The sequence below is a fragment of the Rhodococcoides sp. S146-33 genome, assembly GCF_059489205.1.
The window spans coordinates 705,757-731,303 of record NZ_JCAJWY010000002.1 but is presented as its reverse complement, the minus strand read 5'-3'; the positions used below and the strand labels follow the sequence as shown (position 1 = coordinate 731,303).

General features: G+C 64.2%; 20 protein-coding genes. 1 reads left to right on the top strand and 19 read right to left on the bottom strand.

Annotated features, from left to right (window positions below; translation table 11 throughout):
* Nucleotides 1–41: 41 nt before the first annotated feature.
* The 5 genes from AC5WEY_RS11895 to AC5WEY_RS11875 form a co-directional block, all read right to left on the bottom strand.
* On the bottom strand, nt 42–1,292 hold the full coding sequence (locus tag AC5WEY_RS11895) for a fatty acid desaturase family protein (RefSeq protein ID WP_057477472.1): 1,251 nt from the start codon (nt 1,290–1,292) through the stop codon (nt 42–44).
* A 122-nt stretch (nt 1,293–1,414) separates the two neighbouring features.
* Nucleotides 1,415–2,716 carry a fatty acid desaturase family protein gene (locus AC5WEY_RS11890; protein WP_495646047.1) on the bottom strand — a complete coding sequence of 434 codons (1,302 nt, stop codon included), beginning with the start codon at nt 2,714–2,716 and terminating at the stop codon, nt 1,415–1,417.
* A 108-nt stretch (nt 2,717–2,824) separates the two neighbouring features.
* Nucleotides 2,825–3,940, bottom strand: a complete 1,116-nt coding sequence (locus AC5WEY_RS11885) for a ferredoxin reductase (protein ID WP_057477739.1) — start codon at nt 3,938–3,940, stop codon at nt 2,825–2,827.
* 120 nt (nt 3,941–4,060) lie between these two features.
* A complete protein-coding gene (locus AC5WEY_RS11880) occupies nt 4,061–4,585 on the bottom strand; it encodes a DUF6912 family protein (RefSeq protein WP_495646046.1) in 525 nt (174 codons plus the stop codon).
* 11 nt (nt 4,586–4,596) lie between these two features.
* Nucleotides 4,597–6,042 carry a WS/DGAT/MGAT family O-acyltransferase gene (locus AC5WEY_RS11875; protein ID WP_495646045.1) on the bottom strand — a complete coding sequence of 482 codons (1,446 nt, stop codon included), beginning with the start codon at nt 6,040–6,042 and terminating at the stop codon, nt 4,597–4,599.
* Nucleotides 6,043–6,239: 197 nt separating this feature from the next.
* On the opposite strand from AC5WEY_RS11875, the gene AC5WEY_RS11870 reads away from it, so the two are divergent.
* Entirely contained in the window at nt 6,240–6,806 is a 567-nt protein-coding gene (locus tag AC5WEY_RS11870; protein WP_495646044.1) for an Rv3235 family protein, read from the top strand.
* 34 nt (nt 6,807–6,840) lie between these two features.
* Here AC5WEY_RS11870 and secA read toward each other — a convergent pair whose 3' ends face one another.
* The 14 genes from secA to AC5WEY_RS11800 form a co-directional block, all read right to left on the bottom strand.
* Entirely contained in the window at nt 6,841–9,738 is a 2,898-nt protein-coding gene (secA, locus tag AC5WEY_RS11865) for a preprotein translocase subunit SecA (RefSeq protein ID WP_495646043.1), read from the bottom strand.
* 352 nt (nt 9,739–10,090) lie between these two features.
* Nucleotides 10,091–10,759: a ribosome hibernation-promoting factor, HPF/YfiA family gene (hpf, locus tag AC5WEY_RS11860; RefSeq protein ID WP_057477467.1), complete on the bottom strand. Its 669-nt coding sequence runs from the start codon at nt 10,757–10,759 to the stop codon at nt 10,091–10,093.
* A gap of 200 nt (nt 10,760–10,959) precedes the next feature.
* Nucleotides 10,960–11,643, bottom strand: a complete 684-nt coding sequence (locus tag AC5WEY_RS11855) for a ComF family protein (protein WP_495646042.1) — start codon at nt 11,641–11,643, stop codon at nt 10,960–10,962.
* 44 nt (nt 11,644–11,687) lie between these two features.
* A complete protein-coding gene (lpqB, locus tag AC5WEY_RS11850) occupies nt 11,688–13,466 on the bottom strand; it encodes an MtrAB system accessory lipoprotein LpqB (RefSeq protein ID WP_495646538.1) in 1,779 nt (592 codons plus the stop codon).
* Entirely contained in the window at nt 13,466–15,166 is a 1,701-nt protein-coding gene (mtrB, locus tag AC5WEY_RS11845; protein WP_094739309.1) for an MtrAB system histidine kinase MtrB, read from the bottom strand. The genes lpqB and mtrB overlap by 1 nt, the downstream gene beginning before the upstream one ends.
* Nucleotides 15,163–15,840 (bottom strand): MtrAB system response regulator MtrA, encoded by a 678-nt coding sequence (mtrA, locus tag AC5WEY_RS11840; RefSeq protein ID WP_027496508.1) that lies wholly within the window; start codon nt 15,838–15,840, stop codon nt 15,163–15,165. The genes mtrB and mtrA overlap by 4 nt, the downstream gene beginning before the upstream one ends.
* A 4-nt stretch (nt 15,841–15,844) precedes the next feature.
* A complete protein-coding gene (locus AC5WEY_RS11835; RefSeq protein WP_495646041.1) occupies nt 15,845–16,510 on the bottom strand; it encodes a dTMP kinase in 666 nt (221 codons plus the stop codon).
* Between the two features lie 6 nt (nt 16,511–16,516).
* Complete coding sequence (ahcY, locus tag AC5WEY_RS11830) at nt 16,517–18,001, bottom strand: adenosylhomocysteinase (RefSeq protein ID WP_057477462.1); 1,485 nt, start codon at nt 17,999–18,001, stop codon at nt 16,517–16,519.
* Nucleotides 18,002–18,103: 102 nt separating this feature from the next.
* On the bottom strand, nt 18,104–19,207 hold the full coding sequence (locus AC5WEY_RS11825; RefSeq protein WP_495646040.1) for an alkane 1-monooxygenase: 1,104 nt from the start codon (nt 19,205–19,207) through the stop codon (nt 18,104–18,106).
* Between the two features lie 253 nt (nt 19,208–19,460).
* A complete protein-coding gene (locus tag AC5WEY_RS11820; protein ID WP_495646039.1) occupies nt 19,461–20,969 on the bottom strand; it encodes an amino acid permease in 1,509 nt (502 codons plus the stop codon).
* A gap of 151 nt (nt 20,970–21,120) precedes the next feature.
* Nucleotides 21,121–22,350, bottom strand: a complete 1,230-nt coding sequence (gene manA, locus AC5WEY_RS11815) for a mannose-6-phosphate isomerase, class I (RefSeq protein WP_495646038.1) — start codon at nt 22,348–22,350, stop codon at nt 21,121–21,123.
* Complete coding sequence (locus AC5WEY_RS11810; protein ID WP_495646037.1) at nt 22,350–23,492, bottom strand: tobH protein; 1,143 nt, start codon at nt 23,490–23,492, stop codon at nt 22,350–22,352. Before AC5WEY_RS11810 ends, manA begins: the two co-directional genes overlap by 1 nt.
* Before the next feature lie 70 nt (nt 23,493–23,562).
* On the bottom strand, nt 23,563–24,945 hold the full coding sequence (locus tag AC5WEY_RS11805) for a phosphomannomutase/phosphoglucomutase (protein ID WP_495646036.1): 1,383 nt from the start codon (nt 24,943–24,945) through the stop codon (nt 23,563–23,565).
* A 184-nt stretch (nt 24,946–25,129) separates the two neighbouring features.
* Nucleotides 25,130–25,537, bottom strand: a complete 408-nt coding sequence (locus tag AC5WEY_RS11800) for a DUF3499 domain-containing protein (protein ID WP_170944848.1) — start codon at nt 25,535–25,537, stop codon at nt 25,130–25,132.
* Nucleotides 25,538–25,547: the final 10 nt, after the last annotated feature.

The following is a 25,547-nucleotide window of genomic DNA, read 5'->3' as shown; positions in this document are numbered from 1 at the left end:
CCACGGGTCTCTACCAGGCTTCACTCGTGAATCGGTGGCGGTCAGGCTGCCTTGCCGACCAGCTTGCGAATTCCCTTGCGCTTCTTGGTTTCTGCGATCGCCGTTCGGAGACCGCGACGCTTTCCCGTCTCGGGATCGACGGCGAACAGGCCGGCGGGAGCGTCGGCCCACTTACGCTCCGACGCGGTCTCGGGAGCGTCGTCGCTCGTTGCCTTCAAGTACTTGTTGGGCAGCGAGAGCTTGGCGATGGTGCGCCACGACAAGAAGTACTGGTGCACGATGGAACCGGTCGTGTAAGGCAGGTCGTACTTCTCGGCGAGCTCGAGAACCCGAACCTTGATTTCCCGCAGTCTATTGCTGGGAAGGTCGGGGAACAGGTGGTGCTCGATCTGGTAGCACAGGTTACCGCTCATGAACTCCATGACGGGGCCGGCATTGAAGTTGGCACTGCCGAGCATCTGACGCAGGTACCACTGCCCCTGTGTCTCGCCTTCCATGTCGGACTTGGTGAACTTCTCCGCCCCGTCCGGGAAATGACCACAGAAGATGACCGTGTTGGTCCACACGTTGCGCATCATGTTGGCGACGATGTTCGCCGTCAACGTGCTCTTCCATGCCGGACCGGTGAGCAAGGGGTGCAGGACGTAGTCCTTGCCGATCTGCTTGCCGACTTTCTCGAGCACTTCGCGTCGCTTCTGCTCGAACTCCTCGCGAGGCACCCGTCCCTTGGCGACCTTGCCCAGTTCGAGGTGCTGCAGGGCCACGCCGTACTCGAAGAACAGCTGCAGCAGCAGGTTGTAGACGGGGTTACCGAGGTTGAACGGCTTCCAACGCTGATCTCGGGTGACGCGGAGCAGGCCGTAGCCGACGTCGTCGTCCATTCCCAACACGTTGGTGTACTTGTGGTGAATGTAGTTGTGCGTCTGCTTCCAGTGCGCCGACGGACCCGTGTTGTCCCACTCCCACGAGGTGGAGTGGATCTCGGGGTCGTTCATCCAGTCCCACTGGCCGTGCATGACGTTGTGGCCGAGTTCCATGTTCTCGATGATCTTCGCGACCCCGAGCATGGCGGTGCCGACGAGCCATGCGGGGCGCCGGCGGCTGGCGAAGAGCACGGCCCGGCCACCGATGTCGAGGGATCGTTGCAAGCGAATGGTGTTCTTGACATACCGAGCGTCGCGCTCACCGCGGGACGCTTCGATGTCACGCCGGATGGCGTCGAGCTCGTGGCCCAACGACTCGATGTCGGCATCGGTCAGATGCGCGTACTCTTTGACGTCCGTAATCGCCATGGGAAACAACCTCCTGGCAGTCGTGAACACACAGCTCGCGTATCAGGCCATGTGCAATTTCATCACCTACCGTAACGTAACTTACGGTCCCGTAGGTTAGCGGCGGAAATCTGTGTGACGATTCACAACGATGTGCGGTCGCCAGAACGTCGAAGCGCCTTCGCTTGACGCTTGGCTTCCTTCTTGGCGTTGCGCAAGCTCACCCGCGCTTCCTGCATCGCCGAACGTAGGCCTCGACGCTGGCCGGTCAGCGGATCGATTCGTAGTGCATGAACGGCCGGTGAATCTCCCACCCGCCATCGCCGCTCGGACGACGTCTCGGGAGCGTTGTCGGACGTGGCACGCAACCACGAATCGGGAAGCGACAGCTTGTGGATTGTCCGCAGCGCCAGCAGGTACTGCTTGCCCAGCGAGCCGGTCGTGTACGGCAGATCGTACTTCTCGCACAAGGCGTGCACCTTCTCGGAGATCTCCGAGTAACGGTTGCTCGGCAGGTCCGGGAACATGTGGTGCTCGATCTGGTAGCAGAGGTTGCCGCTCATGAAGGCCATGACCGGACCGGCCTCGAAGTTCGCACTGCCCAGCATCTGACGCAGGTACCACTCGGGGCGCGTCTCGGTCTCGAACTGGCCGATCGTGAATTTCTCGGCACCGTCCGGAAAATGTCCGCAGAAGATCACCGCGTACGCCCAGAGGTTCCGGATCAAGTTGGCCGTGGCGTTGGCAGTCAGCGTCGACTTCCACGCCGGACCCGTCAACGCCGGGAACAGAACGAAGTCCTTACCGACCTGCTTGGCAATCTTGCGCGCGAACGCGCGGCTCGCCGGTGACTTGAACAGACCCTGTTCGTCGACACCGTCCAACTCCTTCTGAGCGTCGTAATCGTGCAGCGCGATACCCCACTCGAACGTGGTGGCCAGCACGATGTTCGCGAGCGGTTGAATCAGGTTGATCGGCTTCCACGGCTCGTCCCGGGTCATGCGCAGGATGCCGAAGCCGATGTCGTCGTCCATTCCGACGATGTTGGTGTACGTGTGGTGCGAGTAGTTGTGCGCTCGTTTCCACTGCTCGGACGGCCCGGTCTGGTCCCACTCCCACGACACGGAATGAATCTCCGGGTCGTTCATCCAGTCCCACTGGCCGTGCATGACGTTGTGGCCGAGTTCCATGTTCTCGATGATCTTCGCGACGCTGAGCATCGCGGTGCCGGCAAGCCAGGCCGGTCGATATTTGCTACCGAGCAACACTGCGCGCCCACCGAGTTCCAGTAGTCGCTGCAGCCGGATCGTACGGCGAATGTACGCGGCGTCGCGTTCACCGCGGCTGTCCTCGACGTCGCGGCGGATAGCGTCCAGCTCGCGCCCGAAGGCTTCCATGTCTTCTTCGCTCAGGTGCGCGAATTCTTTGATATCGGTGATGGCCACCGGGTCCTCCAACAGTTGAGTGCAGTGCCCGAAATATCGTGGTTCGTCATGGGCAACCTACGTAAGCGTAACCGAACAGCCTGAGAAGTCGGTGTGCGAGAAACAGACCTACAGTTCCAATGTGCAGTCGCCCGCAGCAGCGGAAATGCACGTTTGCACACGATCACCCTCGCTGTGCTCCTTGCCGGAACGAAGGTCGATGACGTGCCCTGCGGTCAACGGGACCACACACGTCTGGCAGATGCCCATCCGGCAGCCGAACGGCATCTGAACTCCGAGACTCTCCCCCGCTTCGAGAAGGCTAGTGGCCCCGTCGACCGCAACGTTCTTGTCCGACTTGGAGAACGTCACGGTGCCGCCCGCACCCGAAGTGTCGGCCCTGGAGATCTCGAACCTCTCGAGGTGAAGCCTGTCCTCGATGCCCTCGCGCTTCCACGTCTTCTCGATCTCTTCGAGGAGCGCCGCGGGGCCACAGGCCCAGGTATCACGCGTCCGCCAATCCGGGTACAGCTCGTCGAGCGAGGCGAGCGCGAATTTGCCGTCGGATCGCGTCAACTGCACATGGGATGTGAAGTTGGGGTGCGACTTCTCCAACGCGGAGAGCTCGGCGGCGAACATGACCTCGTCCTCGGTGGGAGCCGAGTGGATGTGCACCGTGTCGGGCATGTCCCCGTGTCGATCGAGCGCCCGCAGCATCGAGATGATCGGAGTGATGCCGCTGCCCGCAGTGACGAAGAGGATCTTGTTCGGCGGTGGAACCGGCAGCGCGAAATTTCCTTTCGGCGCCGCCAGGCGAACGATCGTCCCCTGCGGCACGCCGCCCACGAGGTGCGAGGACAAGAAGCCCTCGGGCATCGCCTTGACCGTGATGGAAATCAGCTTGTCTTCCCAGTTCGGCGGCGAGGTCAACGAATACGACCGCCAATGCCACCGCCCACCGAGATGCAGGCCGATTCCGATGTACTGGCCCGGCTGATAGTCGAAATTGAATCCCCAACCAGGCCTGATCACCAGTGTCACCGCAGTTGCCGTCTCTTGCTCCACTCGCACGATGCGGCCTCGCAACTCACGCGCCGACCACAGCGGGTTCGCCAGATGCAGGTAGTCGTCGGGCAGCAAGGGAGTGGTGATGCGGGTGAAAGCACCACGCACCATGTTCAATCTGGGACGCCTGGGCGACGAGACGCCGGCCGTAGGAGCTTCCAGCCATTTCTTCAGATCCATCGGGTGTTCCATCCCCTCGATCGAGACTCCGCGCCGCATCCGGCCATCGAGGTTACGCTACCGTAGGTTCGCGGTCGGGTTCACCTTCGCCGCAATGGTGCGGGGACGATCACAGCGTAATCACAGCAGTTCGAGGAGAAACGACAACTCCTGCGGGGCGTACCACGCCAGCGTGTGATCCTCGGCGTCCCCGAGCACGAACTCCGCGTCGGCGTCACCCATGTCGGCAGCATCCACGGCCGCCGCAGCCTTGGCGACTGCCGATTCGGCACCTTCGAGATCGACGTGGACCGACGCGACCTGATCCATCCGGAGGGGTTCTTTCAACCGGACGACGGCATCATCGAGATCGGGCCGCAGGGTGGGGTCGTCCACGTCGGCCGCGATCACTGCTCGCCGATACACCACTCCCTCGGCGACCGTGCCGGTGTCGGCTTCGTCGTCGACGGCCGCTGCGATCAAGCGCAGCGAAGCCCGCGCAGCCTCCCCCATCGCCACTTCGGCCAACTCCTCGTCGTCGCCGGAGGAGTATGCCTCACGCAGAGTCGGCGTCACCGCGAACGCCGTCCGCGAGACCGGGCTGAACACACCGTCCGCAGACAACACTCTCAGGAACTCCAGCGTCGCTGGAACGTAGACACGCATGGCAGAAGACCTCACACTCTCGATTCGTTACTCGCGTCGACCAATTCTTCCAGCGCCTCGTGTAGCAATGCCGTCATCACATCCACGTCGGGCATGGCACCTCGATCGGCATTGAGCCCGAAGAACACGAAACCGTCGTACGACGTCAAGCCGATGCTCATCGCCTGGTTCTCGAACAAGGGCGAGACCGGATACATCTCGAGCATGCGTGCGCCGCCGACGTAGAGGGGAAACTGCGGTCCTGGAGCATTGGTGACGATCAAATTGAACACCCGCTGAGACAGTCGACTGCCTGCCCGCGCGCCCATGGCGTGCAGGCTCGCAGGCGCAAATCCGGTGATACGCATCAGTGTCTGTGCAGTGACGCCGCGACTCTGATTGGCGTGCGCCTCGGTGGCGTGTGCGATGTGCGAGAGCCGGACCACCGCGTTCGACTCACCCACGGGCAGGTCCACGAGGAAAGAGGAGATCTCGCTGCGATCCTCCTCGGTCGGCTCGGTGGGCCTGTCGCCCACATCGCCGAAACCGACCCGATCCGCCGAGACGTACACCGACATCGGCACCATGGCCCTCACAGTCGACGACGCGGTCACGGGTTCGCCGCGCGACAGCAACCAGTTTCGCAACGCGCCGGTGACGACCGCGAGCACCACGTCGTTGATCGAGCAACCGAAACGATTGTGAATCTTGCGATAATCCGACAGCTCGGTCTTGGCTACCGCGAATCTGCGGTTGCGCGAAATCGGAGCGTTGAGCGGACTCGACGGAGCGCTCTGGGTTGCGGTGCGCAGCAAGGCTGCAACCTTCCCAGCAGCACGCACCGCGTCACCCGCGACACCGGCCATACCGTTCACTGCGCCGCGCAGCGCCTCGAGACTCTCCCCCGGCCGCACGACCAGCTCGGTCAGCGCGTCGATGACGAGCGCCGAGTCCTTGGGCTCGCGAGCGGGCATCCACAGCTCCTCCGCAACCGGCGGTGGATTCTTGCTCGCGTCGAGGATGACCTGACCGATGTCGAGTGCGTGTTCGCCGTCGACGAGCGCCGAATGAGACTTGGTGAAGATCGCAAAACGGTTCTTCGACAGTCCCTCGACGAGGTACATCTCCCACAGCGGCCGAGTGCGGTCGAGGGGTCGCGAGGTCAACCGTGCGATCAGATCGTGCAACTGATCGTCCGAACCCGGTTTCGGAAGCGCCGAGCGTCGGATGTGGTAAGTGATGTCGAAATCCGTGTCGTCGACCCATACCGGCCTGGCCAGACCGAATGCGACTTCGCGGACCTTCTGCCGATACCGGGGAACCAGCGCCAATCGCTGTTCGACCAGCGACAGCAGACGGTCGTAACTGAACCCGCTGCGGGGGGTCCGAAAGATCGCGAGCGAGCCGAGGTGCATGGGACTGCTGCTGGCCTCGAGAAAGTAGAACGACGCATCCTGCGCTGTCAGTCTGGTCGCCATCGCGTGTTCCAGTCTCCGTCCTTGCGTGGAGTTCGCACCCGTTCGAGTAGGTCGAGCGCGCGGTGTGGCTCGAACCTAGAGTACGGGGCGGACGACCGCCGGTCGCGGGGTCGGTCGAGTACTCGTGTCGCGGGGGCAGACCTGCTTCGTCGGGGAACCGAACGCCTTCGGGGACCGTCAATGTCGGTGTGAGCGTCATGGAAACGAACGAACCGCCGGACACCCCCAGCATTCCCGGGACGAGTCATCGGCTACCTGCCGAGCCGCACTGCTTCCTTTCGCGTGCCGCTCCCTTCGAGCCGCCGCTGTCGTCGGCGGCCGTCCACACGTGGGATCCGGCGGCCGCCGCCGAGCCGAAGCCGGTAGTACACCGAACATCGGTGCGCAGCAACCGCTCTCGACGACGCGCCGACCCGGCAGGTCGGCCGGTCGTGCCCGCCGACGCGAAGTCGTCGGCGGACCGCGCGATGCGCATGCTGATCGAAGTGATCGACCGCCGCCGAAGCGCAGATCAACTCTCGGGGCTGTTCAGCACCCCGATGATCGACCTGGTGCGCACCATCGTTCGCAATCCGCCGCCGGGGCGACGGCTCGGGTTCGCAGCGGTACACCGGGTGCACGTCGTGTACCAGTCCGATGTCTCCGCGGAAGTATTCGGCTCGTACACCCGTGGCCCGCGAATGTTCGCCTTCGCCGGCCGGATAGAGCTGGCCGTCGATCCACGCCGTCCCGGGTGGACGGTCACGTCGTTGCGAGTGGGTTGAGAGATCGCCTCGAGGTGAGGCGAGGCGAAATCCCCTACTTCTTGCGCTTCGAGCGAGCCGTCTTCTTCGGGGCCTTGCTCTGCGCCCTCGCCGCTTCGCGACGCTCGCGGCGGGTTCCATCGGCGGTGGAATCGCTGCCGCCGGCCGACGCACCCGATCGGCGGACATCGGTGCCGCCACCCTCGGCCGGACCGGAGAAGGTCAATCTCTGCTCTTCCTGCTCGTCGAGACCCTTCGCTCGCAGAGCCGAGGGCACTGCAGGGGCCGGAGCACTGGGTGCCGGAGCAACGGGTACCGGAGCCGTCGGGGCTGGTGCTACGGCGGGCGTCGGTGCCGGGCGGCCGGAGCCCACCGGAGAGGCAAGCCCCGGAGCCACGGCGAGACCTGCCGAGGCCGCAGGGCCTGCAGGTGCAGGCGTCGCCTCGACCTGCAGGTTGAACAGGAAGCCGACCGACTCCTCTTTCAGCCCGTCGAGCATGCCCTGGAACATGTCGTAACCCTCGCGCTGGTACTCGACCAGCGGATCGCGCTGCGCCATCGCACGCAGGCCGATGCCTTCTTTGAGGTAATCCATCTCGTAGAGGTGCTCACGCCACTTGCGGTCGAGCACGGACAGCAGCACCCGCCGCTCGAGTTCGCGCATTCCGTTCTCGCCTGCGATGCCGTCGATTTCGGCCTCGCGTGCGGCGTAAGCCGAGCGTGCGTCCTCGAGCAGTGCCTCGCGAAGTTCGTCGCGGCTGAGGTCACCCTTCTCGCCGTCCTCGTTCTCCCCGGACAGGACCTTGTGGTCGACCCCCACCGGGTACAGGGTCTTGAGCGCGGTCCAGAGCTGCTCGAGATCCCAGTCCTCCACGTAGCCATCCGCGGTGGCCCCGTCCACATAGGCGGTGATCACGTCGGTGATCATGCCCTCGACCTGACCCTCCATGTCGGCACCCTCGAGGATGCGTCGTCGCTCCTCGTAGATGACGGTGCGCTGCTGGTTCATCACCTCGTCGTACTTGAGGACGTTCTTGCGGATCTCGAAGTTCTGTTGCTCGACCTGAGTCTGAGCACTCTTGATGGCCTTGGACACCATCTTGGCTTCGATCGGCACATCGTCGGGCAGGTTGAGCCGAGTCATGATCGACTCCAGTGCGCCGCCGTTGAATCGGCGCATCAACTCGTCGCCGAGCGAAAGGTAGAACCGCGATTCGCCCGGATCACCCTGACGACCGGAGCGTCCTCGAAGCTGGTTGTCGATACGGCGTGAGTCGTGGCGCTCGGTTCCGAGAACGTACAGGCCACCCGCCTCGCGAACTGTATCCGCGTCGGCCTTGACCTGCGCCTTGACCTCCTCGAGAGCAGGCTCCCACGCAGCCTCGTACTCTTCGGGTGTCTCTACCGGATCCAAGCCCTGCTTACGCAGCTTCAGGTCCGCGAGGATGTCCGGATTGCCGCCGAGCACGACGTCGGTACCGCGGCCGGCCATGTTGGTCGCGACCGTCACCGCGCCGTGACGACCCGCCTCGGCAATGATCGTCGCTTCCTGCTCGTGGAACTTCGCGTTCAACACGTTGTGGGCCACGCCCCGCTTGGTGAACTGCTTCGACAGGTACTCCGAGCGCTCGACGCTCGTGGTACCGATCAGCACCGGCTGACCCTTCTCGTGCCGCTCGACCACGTCGTCGACGACGGCGTCGAACTTGGCCTCTTCGGTCTTGTAGATCAGGTCACCGTTGTCCACGCGAACCATCGGGCGGTTCGTCGGAATCGGAATGACGCCCAATCCGTAGATCTGATGGAGCTCGGCGGCCTCCGTCTCGGCCGTACCGGTCATGCCCGAGAGCTTGTCGTAGAGGCGGAAGTAGTTCTGCAGTGTGATCGTGGCCAGAGTCTGGTTCTCGGCCTTGATCTCCACCTTCTCCTTGGCCTCGATCGCCTGATGCATACCTTCGTTGTAGCGGCGTCCCACCAGGATGCGGCCGGTGAACTCGTCGACGATGATGACCTCGCCGTCGCGGACGATGTAGTCCTTGTCCTTGGTGTAGAGCTCTTTGGCCTTGATCGCGTTGTTCAGGTAGTTCACCAGGGGCGAGTTGGCCGCCTCGTACAGGTTGTCGATACCGAGCTGGTCCTCGACCAGTTCGACGCCTGCCTCGTGCACACCGATGGTGCGCTTGCGGATGTCGACCTCGTAGTGGGTGTCCACCTTCAACATCGGCGCGATTCGGGCGAACTCGCCGTACCACTTGCTCGACGCGTCGGCCGGGCCCGAGATGATCAGCGGCGTTCGCGCTTCGTCGATGAGGATCGAGTCGACCTCGTCCACCACGGCGAAGTTGTGCCCACGCTGCACGAGGTCGTCGAGCGAGTGCGTCATGTTGTCGCGCAGGTAGTCGAACCCGAACTCGTTGTTGGTGCCGTAGGTGATGTCGGCGGCGTACGCGGCGCGGCGTTCCACCGGCGTCATACCGGAGAGGATCACGTCGACCGACAGACCGAGGAAGCGATGGACGCGGCCCATCCACTCGGAGTCACGCTTGGCCAGGTAGTCGTTGACCGTCACCACGTGCACACCGTCACCCGAGATGGCATTGAGGTAAGCAGGGAGAACACAGGTCAGTGTCTTGCCCTCACCGGTCTTCATCTCGGCGATGTTGCCGAAGTGCAGCGCGGCACCGCCCATGACCTGCACATCGAAGTGCTTCTGCGAGAGAACACGCCACGACGCCTCACGCGCAACGGAGAAGGCCTCGGGTAGCAGCTGGTCCAGGCTTTCCCCTTCGGAGTACCTCTTCCTGAACTCCGCGGTCTTGCCGCGCAGCTCGTCATCGGAAAGGCTCTCGACGTCGGGAGACAGGGTCGAGACGTGGTCAGCGATGTTCTTGAGCCGCTTGACCATGCGACCTTCACCAACACGGAGCAGCTTGGAAAACGACAGCGACGGCACGGGCTTTCTCGTCCTCGATCCTCGGTTCACGGGTACTGACACGAACAACTGCAACACGAGCAACGCTGCGTTGCGAACAACACTGCATCACTGTACGAGCTCACGGGTCCACCACCATGGCATCCGCGCGGCGGGTGACCCGAACGCGTCCATGGTAGGCGGTGGCACTGCGGGCGCGGCAAACCGAGTGTCGGTCGTCGGACATCCCGGGCCGGCCATCCGGACAACACCGACACGGCCGCGACACAGCACTGCAGGCTCGACGTGGGGATCATGTCCTCCGGCATCGAGCCTGCAGCGGTGACGAGATTTCACGGACGGCGAACGAACTCGGCCGCCGCGATCGGGCGGGTCAGGTCAGTCTGATCAAGCCGTAATCGAAGGCGTGCCGTCGATAGACCACCGACGGTCGGTCGGTAGCGCTGTCGTGGAACAGGAAGAAATCGTGGCCGACGAGTTCCATCTCGTACAGTGCATCGTCGACGCTCATGGGGGCGGCCGAGTGGATCTTGGTGCGCACGATGTGCCCGGGGCCGCTCTGATCGTCCTCGAAGGAGTCGAGCTTCGTCTCGGGGTCGAGTGCCAGCGTGTCGTCCTCGGCGAGTTCGGCGGTGGCCTCGGCGACGGAGACGGGCCGTTTCTCTCCGTAGTGAACCTTCCTACGGTCTTTGGTTCGCCGGAGTCTGCTCTCGAGTTTCGACGTCACCGCTTCGAGTGCGGCATAAAAACTGTCGGCGCACGCTTCCGCACGAACAACCGGGCCCTTGCCCTTCGCGGTGATCTCCACGCGTTGACATGCTTTGGCCTGACGGCGATTTCGTTCGTGCTGCAATTCGACATCGAACAAGTAGATGGAGGGGTCGAAACGCTCGAGGCGAGCCAGTTTTTCGGAGACGTATATCCGGAAATGATCCGGTATCTCGACGTTGCGGCCTTTGACCACAACGTCCGCGTTGCTCTTGGCGGATTCTTCCGAAGGCTTCTCGTCGAAGAAAACCGAGGCTTGTGAAGGGGTCGTCACGCGTACCTCCCGATATCGGCCACGCCCACTGTTGGACGTGGCAAGTGTGCATGCCGAATGGGGAACCTTCCGGCATCAGAATCCGGGGCATCACCTCGCATCTTGTCCAGTGGGTGCGTGTCCGCGACGTTAGTCGGTCATCGACTCGTGTGCCACCGTTCACCGCGAATTGGTTGTCGGCGTGTCCTTCTCGGGAGTGATCAAGCACTCGCCACGACGAGTGCGCCGGCGATGGGTACGCCGAAATCACCTAGTACTCTTGCCGATTCGGCCAGGGTGGCACCGGTGGTCACGACGTCGTCCATCAGGAGGACAGTGAAAGCCGCTGCCTGCGACGAACCTCCACGAAACCGTGGACGACGGACCCCGACGGCCTCGATCCGACCCGCCACGTTGTGCTGACGTTGTCCGGCCGACAACCCGACCGAATCTCGGGCTCCGCCGGACATTCGTAGCAGCTCGGGCACGAGAACTCGCTCCGGTGCCAGTTCTTCGGCGACGATCCGAGCGCATCGCAGGACAGGGTCACCTCCGCGCGCCCGGGCAGCACGGGCCCGAGACGGTGCGCAGACCAGAATCAGTGAGCCGAGCTCCGGGGGATCGATTTCTCCCGCCTCGCGCAGATGTCCGACGGCCGCTGCCAACGCACGTCCCAGTGGCCGTGCCACCGACCGACGCCCCCGTTCCTTGACCGCGATGACGGCGCTTCTACGCGGCCCGGTGTACGTGCCGAGAGCCCAACACGGCACACCTGGATCGACACGTGGACGAACGGGGATGGGTGGGACGGACAGCGCTTCACGACACACTCGACACCAGTCCTCACCCGGCATTCCGCAACCGGCGCACTCGAGCGGGAGGACCAGATCGAGGAGTGTGCGCATGAGTGACGAGTCTGCCCGCACCCACCGACACCCGACTCGCGACATCAGCCGGGCAAGATCGGCACTGCTTTCACGCCGGCCAGGCCGGTCACCTCACGCCAGTAACGGTCGCCGACCGGATCGGCGTTGTTGAGCGCAAAAACCGCACGCGCGTCGGCCACGTACTCCGTTTCCGGCGACGCATCGACCGCCAGCACAGGTGTGGTCAGGTTGCGCGACGGTAGGGCGTCCATCCTGGATCCGTCGACGGTCACCTGCACGACCGGTGTGTCCGTGGCGACTCTCGCGATCACGATGGTGTCTCCGGTGGACCAGTCCAAACTGGTGGCGTCACTGCCGAGTCCGATGGCCACCGCGCGGGGTGAGGTCAACGAGTACACGCCCGTGGGATCACGCACCACGGTCGCCACGTACACGACGCCGTCGACGATGACCGCGGCTCGTACACCGTCGCGGGCCAGTCGCAGTTCGGTGATTCGGGTCCCCAAGGCCGCTACGGCGGTGGCGTCGACGGGGATCACCGAGACCTGACCGGTGGAGGGATCACGAGCGGCTCGGATGACATTGGTGCCGTCGATCACCGCCCAGGCCGCATTGTCGTCGGATCCCCACGTGGGTCGCGTGATCGACTGCCCTTCGGCCACCGGAAACGCGCCACCGTCGTAGCTGCCCACCATGAGAGTGCTCGACGGGGCCGGTGCGGGTCGCCCGGTGTCGGCGACTCCTGCCACGAGGGTGCCGTCGTTGGACAACGCCACCGAGCGCAGATTGCGGGCCTGTCCGAAGTACCCGGGGGCGGGCGTGGTCTCGGCCTCGTCCACTCTCAGCAACCCGCCGGACGCCAGTGCGTGCAGACCGATGCCGGCGTCGGTGCCGCCGAGTGGATCGAAAGAGTCGACGCCCGCGGTCGTCCACCCGTCGGGTTTGGTCGTATCTATCGGTTGACCGTCGGCGAGGAGCACGTACGGGCCGGCCACCTCGGCCGACGCCAAAGTCCAGATCACTTGAGCAGCAAGGAGTTCGCGATCGCGGTCACTCTTGTTCTGAAGGCCGCCGAAGTCGATCTTGATACCGCCGAGCCCCACCCCCACCTGAGAGGTCTGACCGTCGGCCTTGGTGATGGGCCCGCGAATGCTCACGTCGTCGGACAGTTCGTTGCTCACTGCCGCCGACAGAGCCGACTTGGGACCGTCGATGAGCAGCTGTACGAGTTGATTGGCCAGCTGGTCCTGCGATCCGCTCGTCCAGCGCACATCGGGCACCAGGACACCGCCGAGAGGATCGACGAAGTAGAGCGAGCGCTGCTGATAGGTGTTCAGAAATGCGGACCGGTCGATGACGACACCGGGCGGAAGCTTGGAGATGCGCCATTGACCGTCCACCCGCGTCATCTCGATCGCAACGTCGAAGGTGTCCGAACCTGCCTGATACTCCCCGCCCGAGGCGAGCATCCCGGCCGTCGTCGAACGAATCGTGAACTGTGCGGCATCGGCGGTACGTGGGCCGGACAGGGTGTCGATCCGGTCCGCGACGACGGTTCGCGCCCCGTCGTCCCAGGTGCTCGACGCCTCCTCGGTGAGAAATTGCCGCGCTGCCTGATGCCTGTTGGCGGACACAGCGCTGGCCTCGAAGAAGTCGTCCAGCAAACGATCCGGTTCGCGTCCGGGCTCGGGGGCCGGGGCACTCGTCGGCACGGCACCGTCGGTGAGTGTTCCGATGGCCTGGGGGCTGGAGGACTCGGGCAGGCTGGCGCATCCCCCGGCGAGCGTGATCGCAAGTGCGCAGATTGCCAATACCCGGATGCCGCGACGAGCCGACCGAATCACGTCACCGACTCCGGTGCCGACGTCTTCTGCGCGGACGACTTCGGGGCGGTGATCGCCGGAATCGGCTGCCCCTGCGCGTACTTCTTGGTGCTGGGCTTGAGGGGCAACGGAGATCCGATCACCTTGTGCCCGCGCACGAGCGGCAGTGTGAGTCGGAAGCATGCGCCTTCTCCCACTGCACCCCACGCCTCGAGCTTACCGTCGTGCAAGCGGGCGTCCTCGACGCTGATCGCCAGCCCCAATCCGGTGCCGCCGGAGCGACGGACACGCGAGGGATCCGAACGCCAGAACCGGTTGAACACCAGCTTCTCCTCCCCGGGGCGCAGACCGATTCCCTGGTCGCGCACCACGAATGCCGCCGCGTCGGCATCCGACCGCAGGCGCAGCAGAACCGGCTTGCCTTCGCCGTGATCGAGGGCGTTGGCCAACAGGTTCCGCAGAATCCGCTCGACTCGCCTTGGGTCCACCTCGGCGACGACCGCGGTCTCGGGCATGTCGACGATCACTTCGGTGCCGGTTTCGCGCGCCAGGTGACGAACGGTGGACACCGCTGCACGCGCACACATCCGAAGATCGAGCTGTTCGGCAGCCAGTTCGGCCACACCCGCGTCGTGTCGACTGATCTCGAGCAGGTCGCCGAGCAAGGTCTCGAAGCGATCCAGCTCGTTGACCAGCAGCTCCGACGATCTCTTGAGTGCCGGTTCGAGGTCGTCACTGGCGTCGTGGATGAGATCGGCCGCCATCCGCACCGTAGTGAGCGGGGTCCGCAGTTCGTGGCTGACGTCGGAGGTGAACCGGCGCTGCAGGTTACCGAATTCCTCGAGCTGGGTGATCTGTTTGGACAGGCTCTCGGCCATCTCGTTGAAGGACATCGCGAGCCTGGCCATGTCGTCCTCACCGCGAACCGGCATGCGCTCCTTGAGCCTGCCGTCGGCGAACCGCACTGCGATGCGCGAGGCGGATCGAATGGGCAACACCACCTGCCGTGCGACGAGCATTGCGATCGCAGCGAGCAGAACCAGGAGCACCACTGCTCCGATGAACAATGTGCCGCGTACCAACGACAGCGTCCGGTCCTCACTGGCGAGCGGGAAGATCAGGTAGAGCTGTAGCGCCGAGATATCGGATCCGGTGGGCGATCCCATGATGAGCGCCGATCCGGAATACCCGCCGTCACTGTCGGTCACGGTGGCGTACTGCGAGCTGATGAGGCCCTTCTTGACGAAGTCGCGCAAGCTGTTCGGGATCTGATCCACCGGCCCGACCGACGCCTCGGCCCGCGTGGCGTCACCCTCCACGATCAACACCGGATCGAACGATCCCGCCGACCCGGTGGTCGATGCCGCATCCAGGTCCTGATTCGTCAGTGCTGCCCGGGCTCGTTCGAGGCGCGTCGCGAGCCCACTCGAATCGTCGGCACCCGCGAGGTTGCCCTCGACGGTGGTTCGGGATCTGTCGAGTTCCTCGGTGGCCGCAGACAACTTGGCCTCGAGTAACCGATCGGTGATCTGAGAGGTCAACACCACCCCGAGGATGAGGATGACCACCAGGGACAACGTCAACGTCGACACGACGACGCGAAGCTGCAAGGACCGTCGCCAGGCATGACCGAGCGACGTACTCAGCGAACGAAACCACCGCAGCAGAGGAGAGAACTTGCCGTTGATTCGTCGCCGAGAGTGGGAGAAACCGATCACGGCGGTCCGGCCTTGTACCCGACCCCCCTCACGGTCAACACCACCTCGGGGTTTTCCGGATCCTTCTCGACCTTGGCGCGTAGCCGCTGCACGTGCACGTTGACCAGCCGAGTGTCGGCCGCGTGGCGGTAACCCCAGACCTGTTCGAGCAGCACCTCTCGGGTGAACACCTGGCGTGGCTTACGGGCCAGCGCCACCAGCAGATCGAATTCGAGTGGTGTCAGCGACACCAGTTCATCGCCGCGGCTGACCTTGTGCGCGGGCACGTCGATCACGATGTCTGCGATGGACAGCAATTCGGCAGGTTCGTCCTCGGTCCTGCGCAGGCGAGCGCGAACCCGTGCGACCAATTCCTTGGGCTTGAAGGGCTTCATGATGTAGTCGTCTGCACCGGATTCGAGGCCGAGCACAACATCGACGGTGTCGGTCTTGGCCGTCAGCATCACGATCGGAACGCCGGAATCGGCCCGTAGTACGCGGCATACGTCGATGCCGTTCATCCCGGGAAGCATCAGGTCCAGCAACACCAGATCCGGCCGGTTCTCGCGCACGGCCGCCAACGCTTGGGTGCCGTCGCCGACCACGAAGGGCTCGAATCCTTCACCACGCAGCACGATGGTGAGCATCTCCGCCAGAGCCGAATCGTCGTCCACAACCAGAATCCGAGGCTTCATGGCTCTATCGTGTCACTCTCGGCTCGCCTGATGGCTGATTGGACAACTCGGCGGCGAGTCGATCGGGATCGACGTCGGCGGTCACGACCTCCCACGGCGACACCCAGTTCGCCGCCGCGAGAGCGGCGTACACGTCCGAGGTTCGGCTCTGCAGCGAGCCGTCCCGTTCGTATGCGTCCCGGGTTCTGGTGACGTCCGCACTCTCCCGTGCCGCGGCCCGCTCGGCGGCGAGCGCCACGGGTACGTCGAGCAGAATCTGAATGTCCGGAATCGGAACTGCGAAGCGTTCGAATTCGAGCGCCCTGATCCATTCGACGGCCCCGCCGTCTGCGGTCTGTTCCAACCGAGCAGCCGTGTACGCGGCGTTGGACGCCACGTACCGATCGAGAAGAACTACGTCGTTGTGCAAGAGCAGCTTTCGGACCTCGTCGACCGCACCCCGGCGATCGAGCGCGAACAGCAGAGCCATCGCGTGCACACTGGCAGCGGTGTCGCCGTGCTCACCGTGCAGCGCCTCCGCCGCAAGATCGGCGTGTACCGACCTGCCATACCTGGGAAATCCGATCCGCGCGACGTCGAGGCCGTCGCGTTCCCATGACGAAACGAGCCGACGGGCGAGCGTGTTCTTGCCCGCACCGTCGACTCCTTCGATGACAAAAAGCCGCCCCACCGCAGGTCAGTAGCGGTAGTGCTCGGGCTTGTACGGGCCCTCGACGTCGACGCCGATGTACTCGGCCTGCTCCTTGGTGAGCTTGGTGATCGAGCCGCCGAGTGCTTCGACGTGAATACGCGCGACCTTCTCGTCCAAGTGCTTGGGCAGGCGGTAGACCTCGTTGTCGTACTCGTCCGGCTTGGTCCACAGTTCGATCTGAGCAATGACCTGGTTGGAGAAGCTGTTGCTCATGACGAACGACGGATGACCCGTGGCGTTGCCGAGGTTCAGCAACCGGCCCTCGGACAGCACGATGATGGAGTGCCCGTCCTTGAACTGGTACTCGTCGACCTGCGGCTTGATGTTGATGCGCGTGACATCGGGGGCCTTCTCCAGCCCGGCCATGTCGATCTCGTTGTCGAAGTGGCCGATGTTGCCCAGGATTGCCTGATGCTTCATCTTGCGCATGTGCTCGAACGTGATGATCGACAGGTTGCCCGTCGAGGTGATCACGATGTCGGCCTGCTCGATGAACTCTTCGACCGTGCGCACGTCGAAGCCGTCCATGAGAGCCTGCAACGCGTTGATCGGGTCGGCCTCGGTGACGGTCACCCGTGCACCCTGGCCCTTGAGTGCTTCTGCACAGCCCTTGCCCACGTCGCCGTAGCCACAGACCAGAACGGCCTTGCCGCCGATGAGGACGTCGGTTCCCCGGTTGATGCCGTCGATCAGCGAGTGCCGGGTGCCGTACTTGTTGTCGAACTTGCTCTTGGTCACCGAGTCGTTGACGTTGATAGCCGGGAACGTGAGTTCTCCCGCAGCGGCGAACTGGTAGAGCCGGAGCACACCGGTCGTGGTCTCCTCGGTGACGCCCTGCACGGACGCGGCCACCTCGGTCCACTTGGTCGTCGACGCTTCGAGCGAACGACGGAGGAGGCCGAGGAACACCTTGTACTCGTCCGAATCGTGATCGTCGTCGGTCGGCGGAACCACGCCCGCCTTCTCGAACTGCGCGCCGCGCAACACCAGCATCGTGGCGTCGCCGCCGTCGTCGAGGATCATGTTGGCCGGCTGGTCGGGCCAGGTGAGCATTTGCTCGGCGGCCCACCAGTACTCTTCGAGGCTTTCACCCTTCCAAGCGAACACCGGTACACCCTTCGGATCCTCGACGGTCCCGTACGGTCCGACCACCACGGCCGCAGCCGCGTGATCCTGGGTGGAGAAGATGTTGCACGACGCCCAACGGACCTCGGCCCCGAGTGCCACCAGGGTCTCGATCAGAACGGCGGTCTGCACCGTCATGTGCAGCGATCCCGAAACCCGCGCTCCCTTGAGCGGCTGCACGTCCGCGTATTCGCGACGCAGCGCGATCAGACCGGGCATCTCGTGCTCGGCCAGCCTGATCTCCTTGCGGCCGAATTCTGCGAGCGACAGGTCTGCGACCTTGAAGTCGATTCCACCGCGGTGTTCCACGGTGAGTGCCGATCCTGACGTAACTGAGGTCGTCATCTTGCCTCTCCTGTTGACTGAGTGTCTGTCCACCAGGCTATCGGGTCGGCGCGGCGGAAGTACCGACTGCCCAGGGGGACGAGTCCGCACCGACCGTGTGCACTATCCGTTTCGTCCGGCTCGCGCCAGAATTCGGGCACGCTTTCGGGGAAGGATGTTGGCACGGGAGACATCGCCTTGGTAGTGCGCGAGTACCCGTGGGTCCATCACTCGACGCCACAGCGGCGGAATTGCGGCGAGTATCACCATCGACGCGTATCCGGCCGGAAGCTGCGGGGCTTCGTCGCACGAGAGCAGGGTCTGGTAGCGCTTACCCGGGTTGGCGTGGTGGTCACTGTGTCGTTGCAAGTGGTACAGAAATATGTTGGTGCAGATTCTGTCGCTGTTCCAGCTGTGTCGGGGCGAGCATCGAACGTATCTGCCTCGGTCGTTCGTTTCGCGGAGCAAGGCGTAGTGCTCCACGTAATTCACCATCTCGAGCAACACGAATCCGACGACGGCCTGCAGCAGGAGATAGGGCGCAATGGCGGGACCGAACACGACCAGCAACGTCCCGAACAGCACTGCGCTCAGCAACCAGGTGTGCAGCAGCGCGTTGGTCGGGCTCGCGACCGAGCGACCCTTGCGCCGTAGACGCTGCGCTTCGAGTTTCCACGCAGAGACGAGCCCCAACACCGTGCTGCGCGGCACGAAGGTCCACACGCTCTCGCCGAGTCGCGCGCTTGCGGGATCGTCCGGGGTCGCGACCCGAACGTGATGGCCGCGGTTGTGTTCCACGAAGAAGTGCCCATAGAGCGTCTGAGAAAGGGCGATCTTGGCCAGCCACCGCTCGTGCTGCTCGATCCGATGACCCAGCTCGTGAGCGGCATTGATCCCCGTTCCGGCGACCAGCCCCACCGTCACGGCGAGTCCGATCTTGTCCACCACCGTCAGGTTTCCGTACGCCCACATCCAACATGCGACGATCAGCCCGACGAACTGAATGGGTAGGAAAAGGTAAGTACACCAGCGGTAGTAGCGATCGTTCTGAAGCTTCTCGCTCGCCGACTCGTCCGGGTTGTGCCCGTCTTCGCCGGCGATCACGTCGATCACCGGAATGATCATGAAGAACACCAGGACGCCGCTCCACCAGAAGATGCCCATGCCCGTCCAGTAGACCAACTGTGACGGCAGCAGCGCCGATGCGGGGGCCAAGAGCCCCAGCATCCACAAATAGCGTTTGCTGTCCTGCCAGCGAACCGACCGTCCGCCGACCTTCGAATCCCGCCCCCCGAAAGCGACACCCGAATCCTTCGTGGAAGTGATTCGGCCGTTCGCATTCACTGTGTCAACACCCTCTCATCGAACTGTAGAAGTCCTCCAAGTCTGTTTTCGAGGGTATAACATTCTCGAGGTCCGATGTGACGCTGACCGATTTCGGCCCGTGCATTCCAGGACGAGCACCGGAGACGGCACCCGGTTACTTTCCCTTGTTCCCCTTGTCGGCTTCCCGCAGACCCATCACCGAATGACGCCTGCCGTACAGAACGTAGATCACGACACCCGCGGCCATCCAGACCAGGAAACGCAGCCAGGTCTCGACCGACAGATTCAGCATCAACCACAGGCATGCAAGGACAGCGAGGATCGGTACCAGCGGAACCCACGGCACCCGGAAGCCGCGTTCGAGGTCCGGTCGAGTCTTGCGCAGCACCAGAACACCCGCCGACACGAGCACGAACGCGAACAGGGTTCCGATGTTCACCATCTCCTCGAGCGTGCCCAGCGGAACGAAGGCCGCGAGCAGTCCGACGATGACGCCCACCAGAATCGTCGTCCGAACCGGCGTACCCTTCTTTCCGGTGTGGGCCAATCCGCGCGGCACCAATCCGTCCCGAGACATCGCGAACAGCACTCGTGTCTGGCCCAGCATCAACACCATCACCACTGTGGTGAGACCGGCAAGCGCGCCGAACGAGATGATGTTCTTGGCCCAGGTCAGACCGTTCAGCTCGAACGCCGTGGCCAGCGTCGAACTGTCACCGGCCAAATCGGTGTACTTCACCATTCCGGTCAGCACCAGGGTGACTGCAACGTAGAGCACGGTCACGATCGCGAGGGAACCCAGGATGCCGCGCGGCAGTGCCTTCTGCGGTTCCTTGGTCTCCTCCGCCGTCGTCGCGACCACGTCGAAGCCGATGAACGCGAAGAACACCAGCGACGCCGCGGCCAGAAGTCCGTACCAGCCGAAGGTGCTACCGCCCGCACCGGTGACGAACGAGAACAAGGACTGATGGAGGCCCTCACCGGTGGTGCCGGGCTGCGACGGAGGAATGTACGGGTCGTAATTGGAGACCTTGATGTAGAAGGCACCGAGGACGACGACGAACAGAACGACGATCACCTTGATCGCAGTGATCACGAGCGAGACCCGCGACGACAACTTGGTGCCCGATGCGATCAGCACCGTCAGCACCACCACGATGAGCAGTGCGCCCCAGTCGAAGTTCAGCGAACCGATCTGGAGTACCGGTGCGGCCGTCCCGAGCAGATCTCCCAGGTACAACGACCACGCCTTGGCCACGACGGCAGCCGCGAGGCCGAACTCGAGGATCAGATCCCAGCCGATGATCCACGCGATGAACTCACCGAAGGCGGCGTAGGAGAACGTGTACGCGCTACCGGCCACGGGAACTGTCGAGGCGAACTCCGCGTAACACAGAGCCGCCAGCCCGCAGGCGATTGCGGCGAGCACGAACGCCACCGAGACCGCCGGTCCCGCTACGTTTCCGGCGGTGCGTGCGGTCAGGGTGAAGATGCCCGCACCGACAGCAACGGCGACTCCGAACACTGTGAGGTCCCAGGAACCGAGTTCTTTCCGAAGTTTGGTGTCCGGCTCGTCGGTGTCCTCGATCGACTGCTCGATCGATTTGGTCCGGAACCACCCCGTCGTGCGCGGAGTCTTGGCCGGCCGGTCTGCTCTGCTCATCGGGCCTCCGTAACGCGTATTCGCCTCTGCCCACGGATCACACCCGTCGCAGAGTTCACTGTGACATCAGACTATTGCCTTCGGGCACGCCGATTGCGCACTTCCGCTCTTCGAAAAGACCTCAGCACGGGTGCGGCCGGCCGGAAGGGATCTACTGGCGGCCGACGGAAGCCACGAACACCTCGGCCGCGTCCGAATCGGCAGTCACGGTGACGAATCGATCCGCAGCCGGTATCCACGCCGAGCTGCCCTGCGACACCGTCAAACCGGGCGAGCGTCCACCGGCACTCGCCACGACGGTTCCGTCGGTACACAGCAGGATTCGGGGACCGGATCCGGGTATTTCGACCGTCTCCCCCGGGGACACCGCCGTCCGGCTCAGCGCGAATTCCGGTGCGGGCGTGCGGTACAGGTAGGTGGGCCGATCGCCCTCGCCGGGAGTGATGGGCGAGATATCGGCCGGCTCGAAGTCCAGTACACGCAGGAGTTCCGGGACGTCGACGTGCTTGGGAGTCAGTCCCCCGCGCAACACGTTGTCGGAATTGGCCATGATTTCGACTCCGGTTCCGCGCAGGTATGCGTGCAAGTTTCCGGCGTCCAGGTACAGGCCCTGACCGGGAGCCAAGGTCACCCGGTTCAGCAGCAACGCTGCAAGCACACCGGCGTCACCGGGATAGGACTCGCCGAGCTCGAGCAGGGTTCTGGCCTCGGCCGCGAATCGGCCGCCGTCGGTACGCGCAGGACCTGAGAGGTAATCGATGCATCCCTGAGCAACGGCCGGCAGAATATCGTCCAGCGCCTGCCCGGGAAGCGTGATCCAGGAAGTGAACACCGTACGGAGTCCGGACGCGTCGGGTTGTGCGGCAAGCAATGTGCGGTACCCGCCGAGCGCGGCGACGGCCAACGCGTCGAGCAGTTCGACGGTCTCGGTGGGGCTCCGAAAGCCGGCCAGCGCCTCGAACTCGGTGAGCGCCACGATCAGTTCCGGCTTGTGATTGGCATCCCGATAGTTCCGCACCGGAGAATCGATGGGGACACCGGCCGCATTCTCGCGCGCGAAGCCTTCACGTGCCTGTGCACTGCTGGGGTGGGCTTGCAACGACAGAGGCTCTTCTGCGGCAAGCAGTTTCAACAGGTACGGCAGTCGGGCCTCGTACTCCTGAGCCGAGCCTCCCAGTTGCGTCGCCGGATCCCCGTCGATCAACGTGAGCAGTGGGGTGCTACCACCCTCGTGCAGCACCTGCGCCGAATCGGCCGGGTGCGCACCGAGCCAGATCTCGGCCTCGGGATGATCGGACGGAACCGGGCGACCCTGAATTCGGGCCAGAGCGGTTCGCGATCCCCATGCATAAGACCGAACCGCACCTCGCAAGAGCTGCACTAGCTACCGCCCATCAACAACAGATACGCGGCAGTCGTGTCCAACCGCGTCGCCAACACGGACATGGTGTCGAGCACCGAAAGTGTAACCGGACCGGCAGACGCGACGGTGATGTCGAGATCGGATCCCGGCCTCGTCCCGCCGAACAGCGCCTCACTCGACTCGGCGAGCAACAGTTCCGATTCGGCCACACCGGCCAATCGTCGTTCGGTCATGGCCCGTTCGATCTCGGACGCGACGACGATGACACGCATCGGCAGAGTGGGCGGCGGGCCGTCGAGCTGTTCGTCGTGAAAGAACGAATCGAATGCCGTTGCGGTGCCAGAGGATTCGACAGTCGATGCCCGAACGGACGCCGCGATGACATCACCCAGTTCGCCGGCACCGACGAGCACACCCGCCACACGCAACAGCACCTCACTGCCGTGCCGAGCCACCTCGACGGCTGCTGCGCTACTGCCGGACAGCACCACCCGCCGCCCGTTCATCCCGCTGGCGAGGGCCTTGGCCGGGTTGTGGAACACCTCGTTGGACGGACTGTTTCGAACCGCCTCGGCATCGAGCAGGTCGGCCAGACGAGACAGATTGGGCAGCAACGTTTTCCACGATCCACCGGCGACCGCACCGAGAACGGCGACGAATGCGGCGAGATAGCGCATCAGGGCGTTGTGGTCGCGGACCGCAATGCGCGGCGGCAGCCACATGACCCTGGCCCCTCGGACGGCACGCAGCGGCCCTTCCTCGGGTGCCACCACCACCACTTCCGCGCCGCGACGGGCTGCGGCATCCACGGACTCGGCAAGGCGCGGATCGCCGGCGTCGTCGCCGGCCACCACGACCACATCGAGCGGGCCGATCCACGGCGGAGTTCCGGTACTTCGGACGAGCGGCACACCGAGTCGGTCACCCAGCGCTGCGACGAGAAGTGACGCCGCCCGGCTGCTGCGACCGTCACCGGTCACGATGACCACACTTCTGGGGCGCAGATCGGCCAACCGAGCGAGCACCGCTTCCTCCACCGCCGTGGCGATGGCACGAACCTGCGCGCCCGCCAGAGCAGCACTGCGCAACGCACCCTCGCGATCGGCCGCGATGAGAGCATCGGCATCGTCGAGATCGACCAGAGACGACACTGCTGTCATGGCTGCGACACCTCCCCTTCGTCACCGACCGGAAACGAACGCTTACCCACTCATGAACCCTTGGTAACCACTATTCCAGTCCAGCGCGAACGATGCCCAATATCTCGGTCGAAAGTGCATCCACACCTGCACCGGTGCGAGCTTCCACGTTCAGTCGAAGCAGCGGTTCGGTGTTCGAGGCCCTCAGATTGAACCAGGAACCGTCGGCGAGATCGACCGTCACGCCGTCGAGTCGGTCGATGTTCGCGGTTCGATCGGCGAACGCCGCGAGAACGGCCTCGGTGCGACCTGCCGCGTCGTCGACGGTCGAGTTGATCTCGCCCGATGCGCTGTAGGTCTCGTAGGCTGCCATCATCTCCGACAGTGGGCGGTCCTGTGCACCGAAAGCAGCGAGCACATGCAACGCGGCGAGCATGCCGGAGTCGGCACCCCAGAAGTCGCGGAAGTAGTAGTGCGCTGAGTGCTCTCCCCCGAAGATGGCTCCGGTATCGGCCATCTGCTGCTTGATGAAGGAGTGGCCCACACGGGTTCGTACCGGCGTGCCACCGCGCTCGGTGACCAACTCCGGCACAGAACGGGAGGTGATGAGGTTGTGGATGATGACCGCGCCCGGCTCCTTGGCCAGTTCGCGCTCGGCCACCAAGCAGGTGACGGCGGAGGGCGACACCGGGTCGCCCTTCTCGTCGACGACGAAGCAGCGATCGGCGTCGCCGTCGAACGCGAGCCCGATAGCGGAGCCGGTCTCGACGACGAAACGCTGCAGATCCACCAGATTCGCCGGATCGAGCGGATTGGCCTCGTGGTTGGGGAAGCTGCCGTCCAGCTCGAAGAACAACGGCTCGATCGTCACCGGCAACGGGCCGAACACTGCTGGGACGGTGTGCCCGCCCATACCGTTGCCCGCGTCCACAGCGATCTTCATGGAGCGAATTCCCGACAGATCGACCAGGTCTCGCAAGAACTGCGCGTACTCGTCGAGGACGTCGCGCGAGGTCACCGTTCCGGCCGGGCCGTCGAACTCGGGTACCCCGTCCACCAGTTCGGCCTTGACGGTGGCCAGACCGGTGTCCTGCCCCACCGGCTTCGCGCCTGCGCGGCACAGCTTGATCCCGTTGTACTTCGCCGGATTGTGACTGGCGGTGAACATCGCCCCCGGGCATTCGAGCAGGCCCGAGGCGAAGTACAGCTGATCGGTGGACGCCAGGCCGATGTGCACCACGTCGAGACCCTGGGCGGTGACACCATCGGCGAAGGCCCGGGACAGTGCGGGCGACGAATCACGCATGTCGTGGCCGATCACGACCGACTTTGCGGCCCCAGCCTCGTCGCGCACGAGACGTGCGAACGCGGCTCCGACGTCTCGCACGAACGCCTCGTCGATCTGCTCACCGACGACGCCACGGACGTCGTAGGCCTTGATGACGGCGTTGACGGACTCTGCGGTTCGGGCCACGAAGATTCTCCTGGTTATCGTTCTTGCGACGCCGCACACCGGCGTCGTCGAGCGTGTGACGGTGCGTCCGCACCAGTATCGGCAGAACGGCACCGACCGTTTCGGTTCTGCTGGAAAACCTTGCCAGACGCCAGTCGGACCGGCCAGTCGGACGTCGCTACACCACACCGGTGCGCGCGGTGGCTCAGGACGTGGGATCGGGAAGAACTCGAAGGTGGCCGCGCCTGCCGGTCCGGACGGCCGGGGCGGATCGACGTTCACCGTCGGACGGACGAGACGCGGACCGATCGATCTCACGGTCCTCGGAGCGGACGCGATCGCCGCGGCCGGCCTCACGCACCGCCTCGGCCAGTGCCGTCAGGTCGTCCTCGTCGGGTGTCGACGTCGAGTAGCCGCCCTCGTACCGTACGAGCTCCCAGCCCTTCGGCGCGGTGGTCGTCGACGCGTGTATCTCGCACAGATCCCACGAATGAGGCTCGTCCACGGTGGCCAGCGGCCCGACGACCGCGGTGGAATCGGAGTAGACATATGTGAGCGTTGCGACAGCAGAACGGTTGCAACCAGGCCTGCAGCAGCCACGCAGTGATCTCACGAGTGCAGAC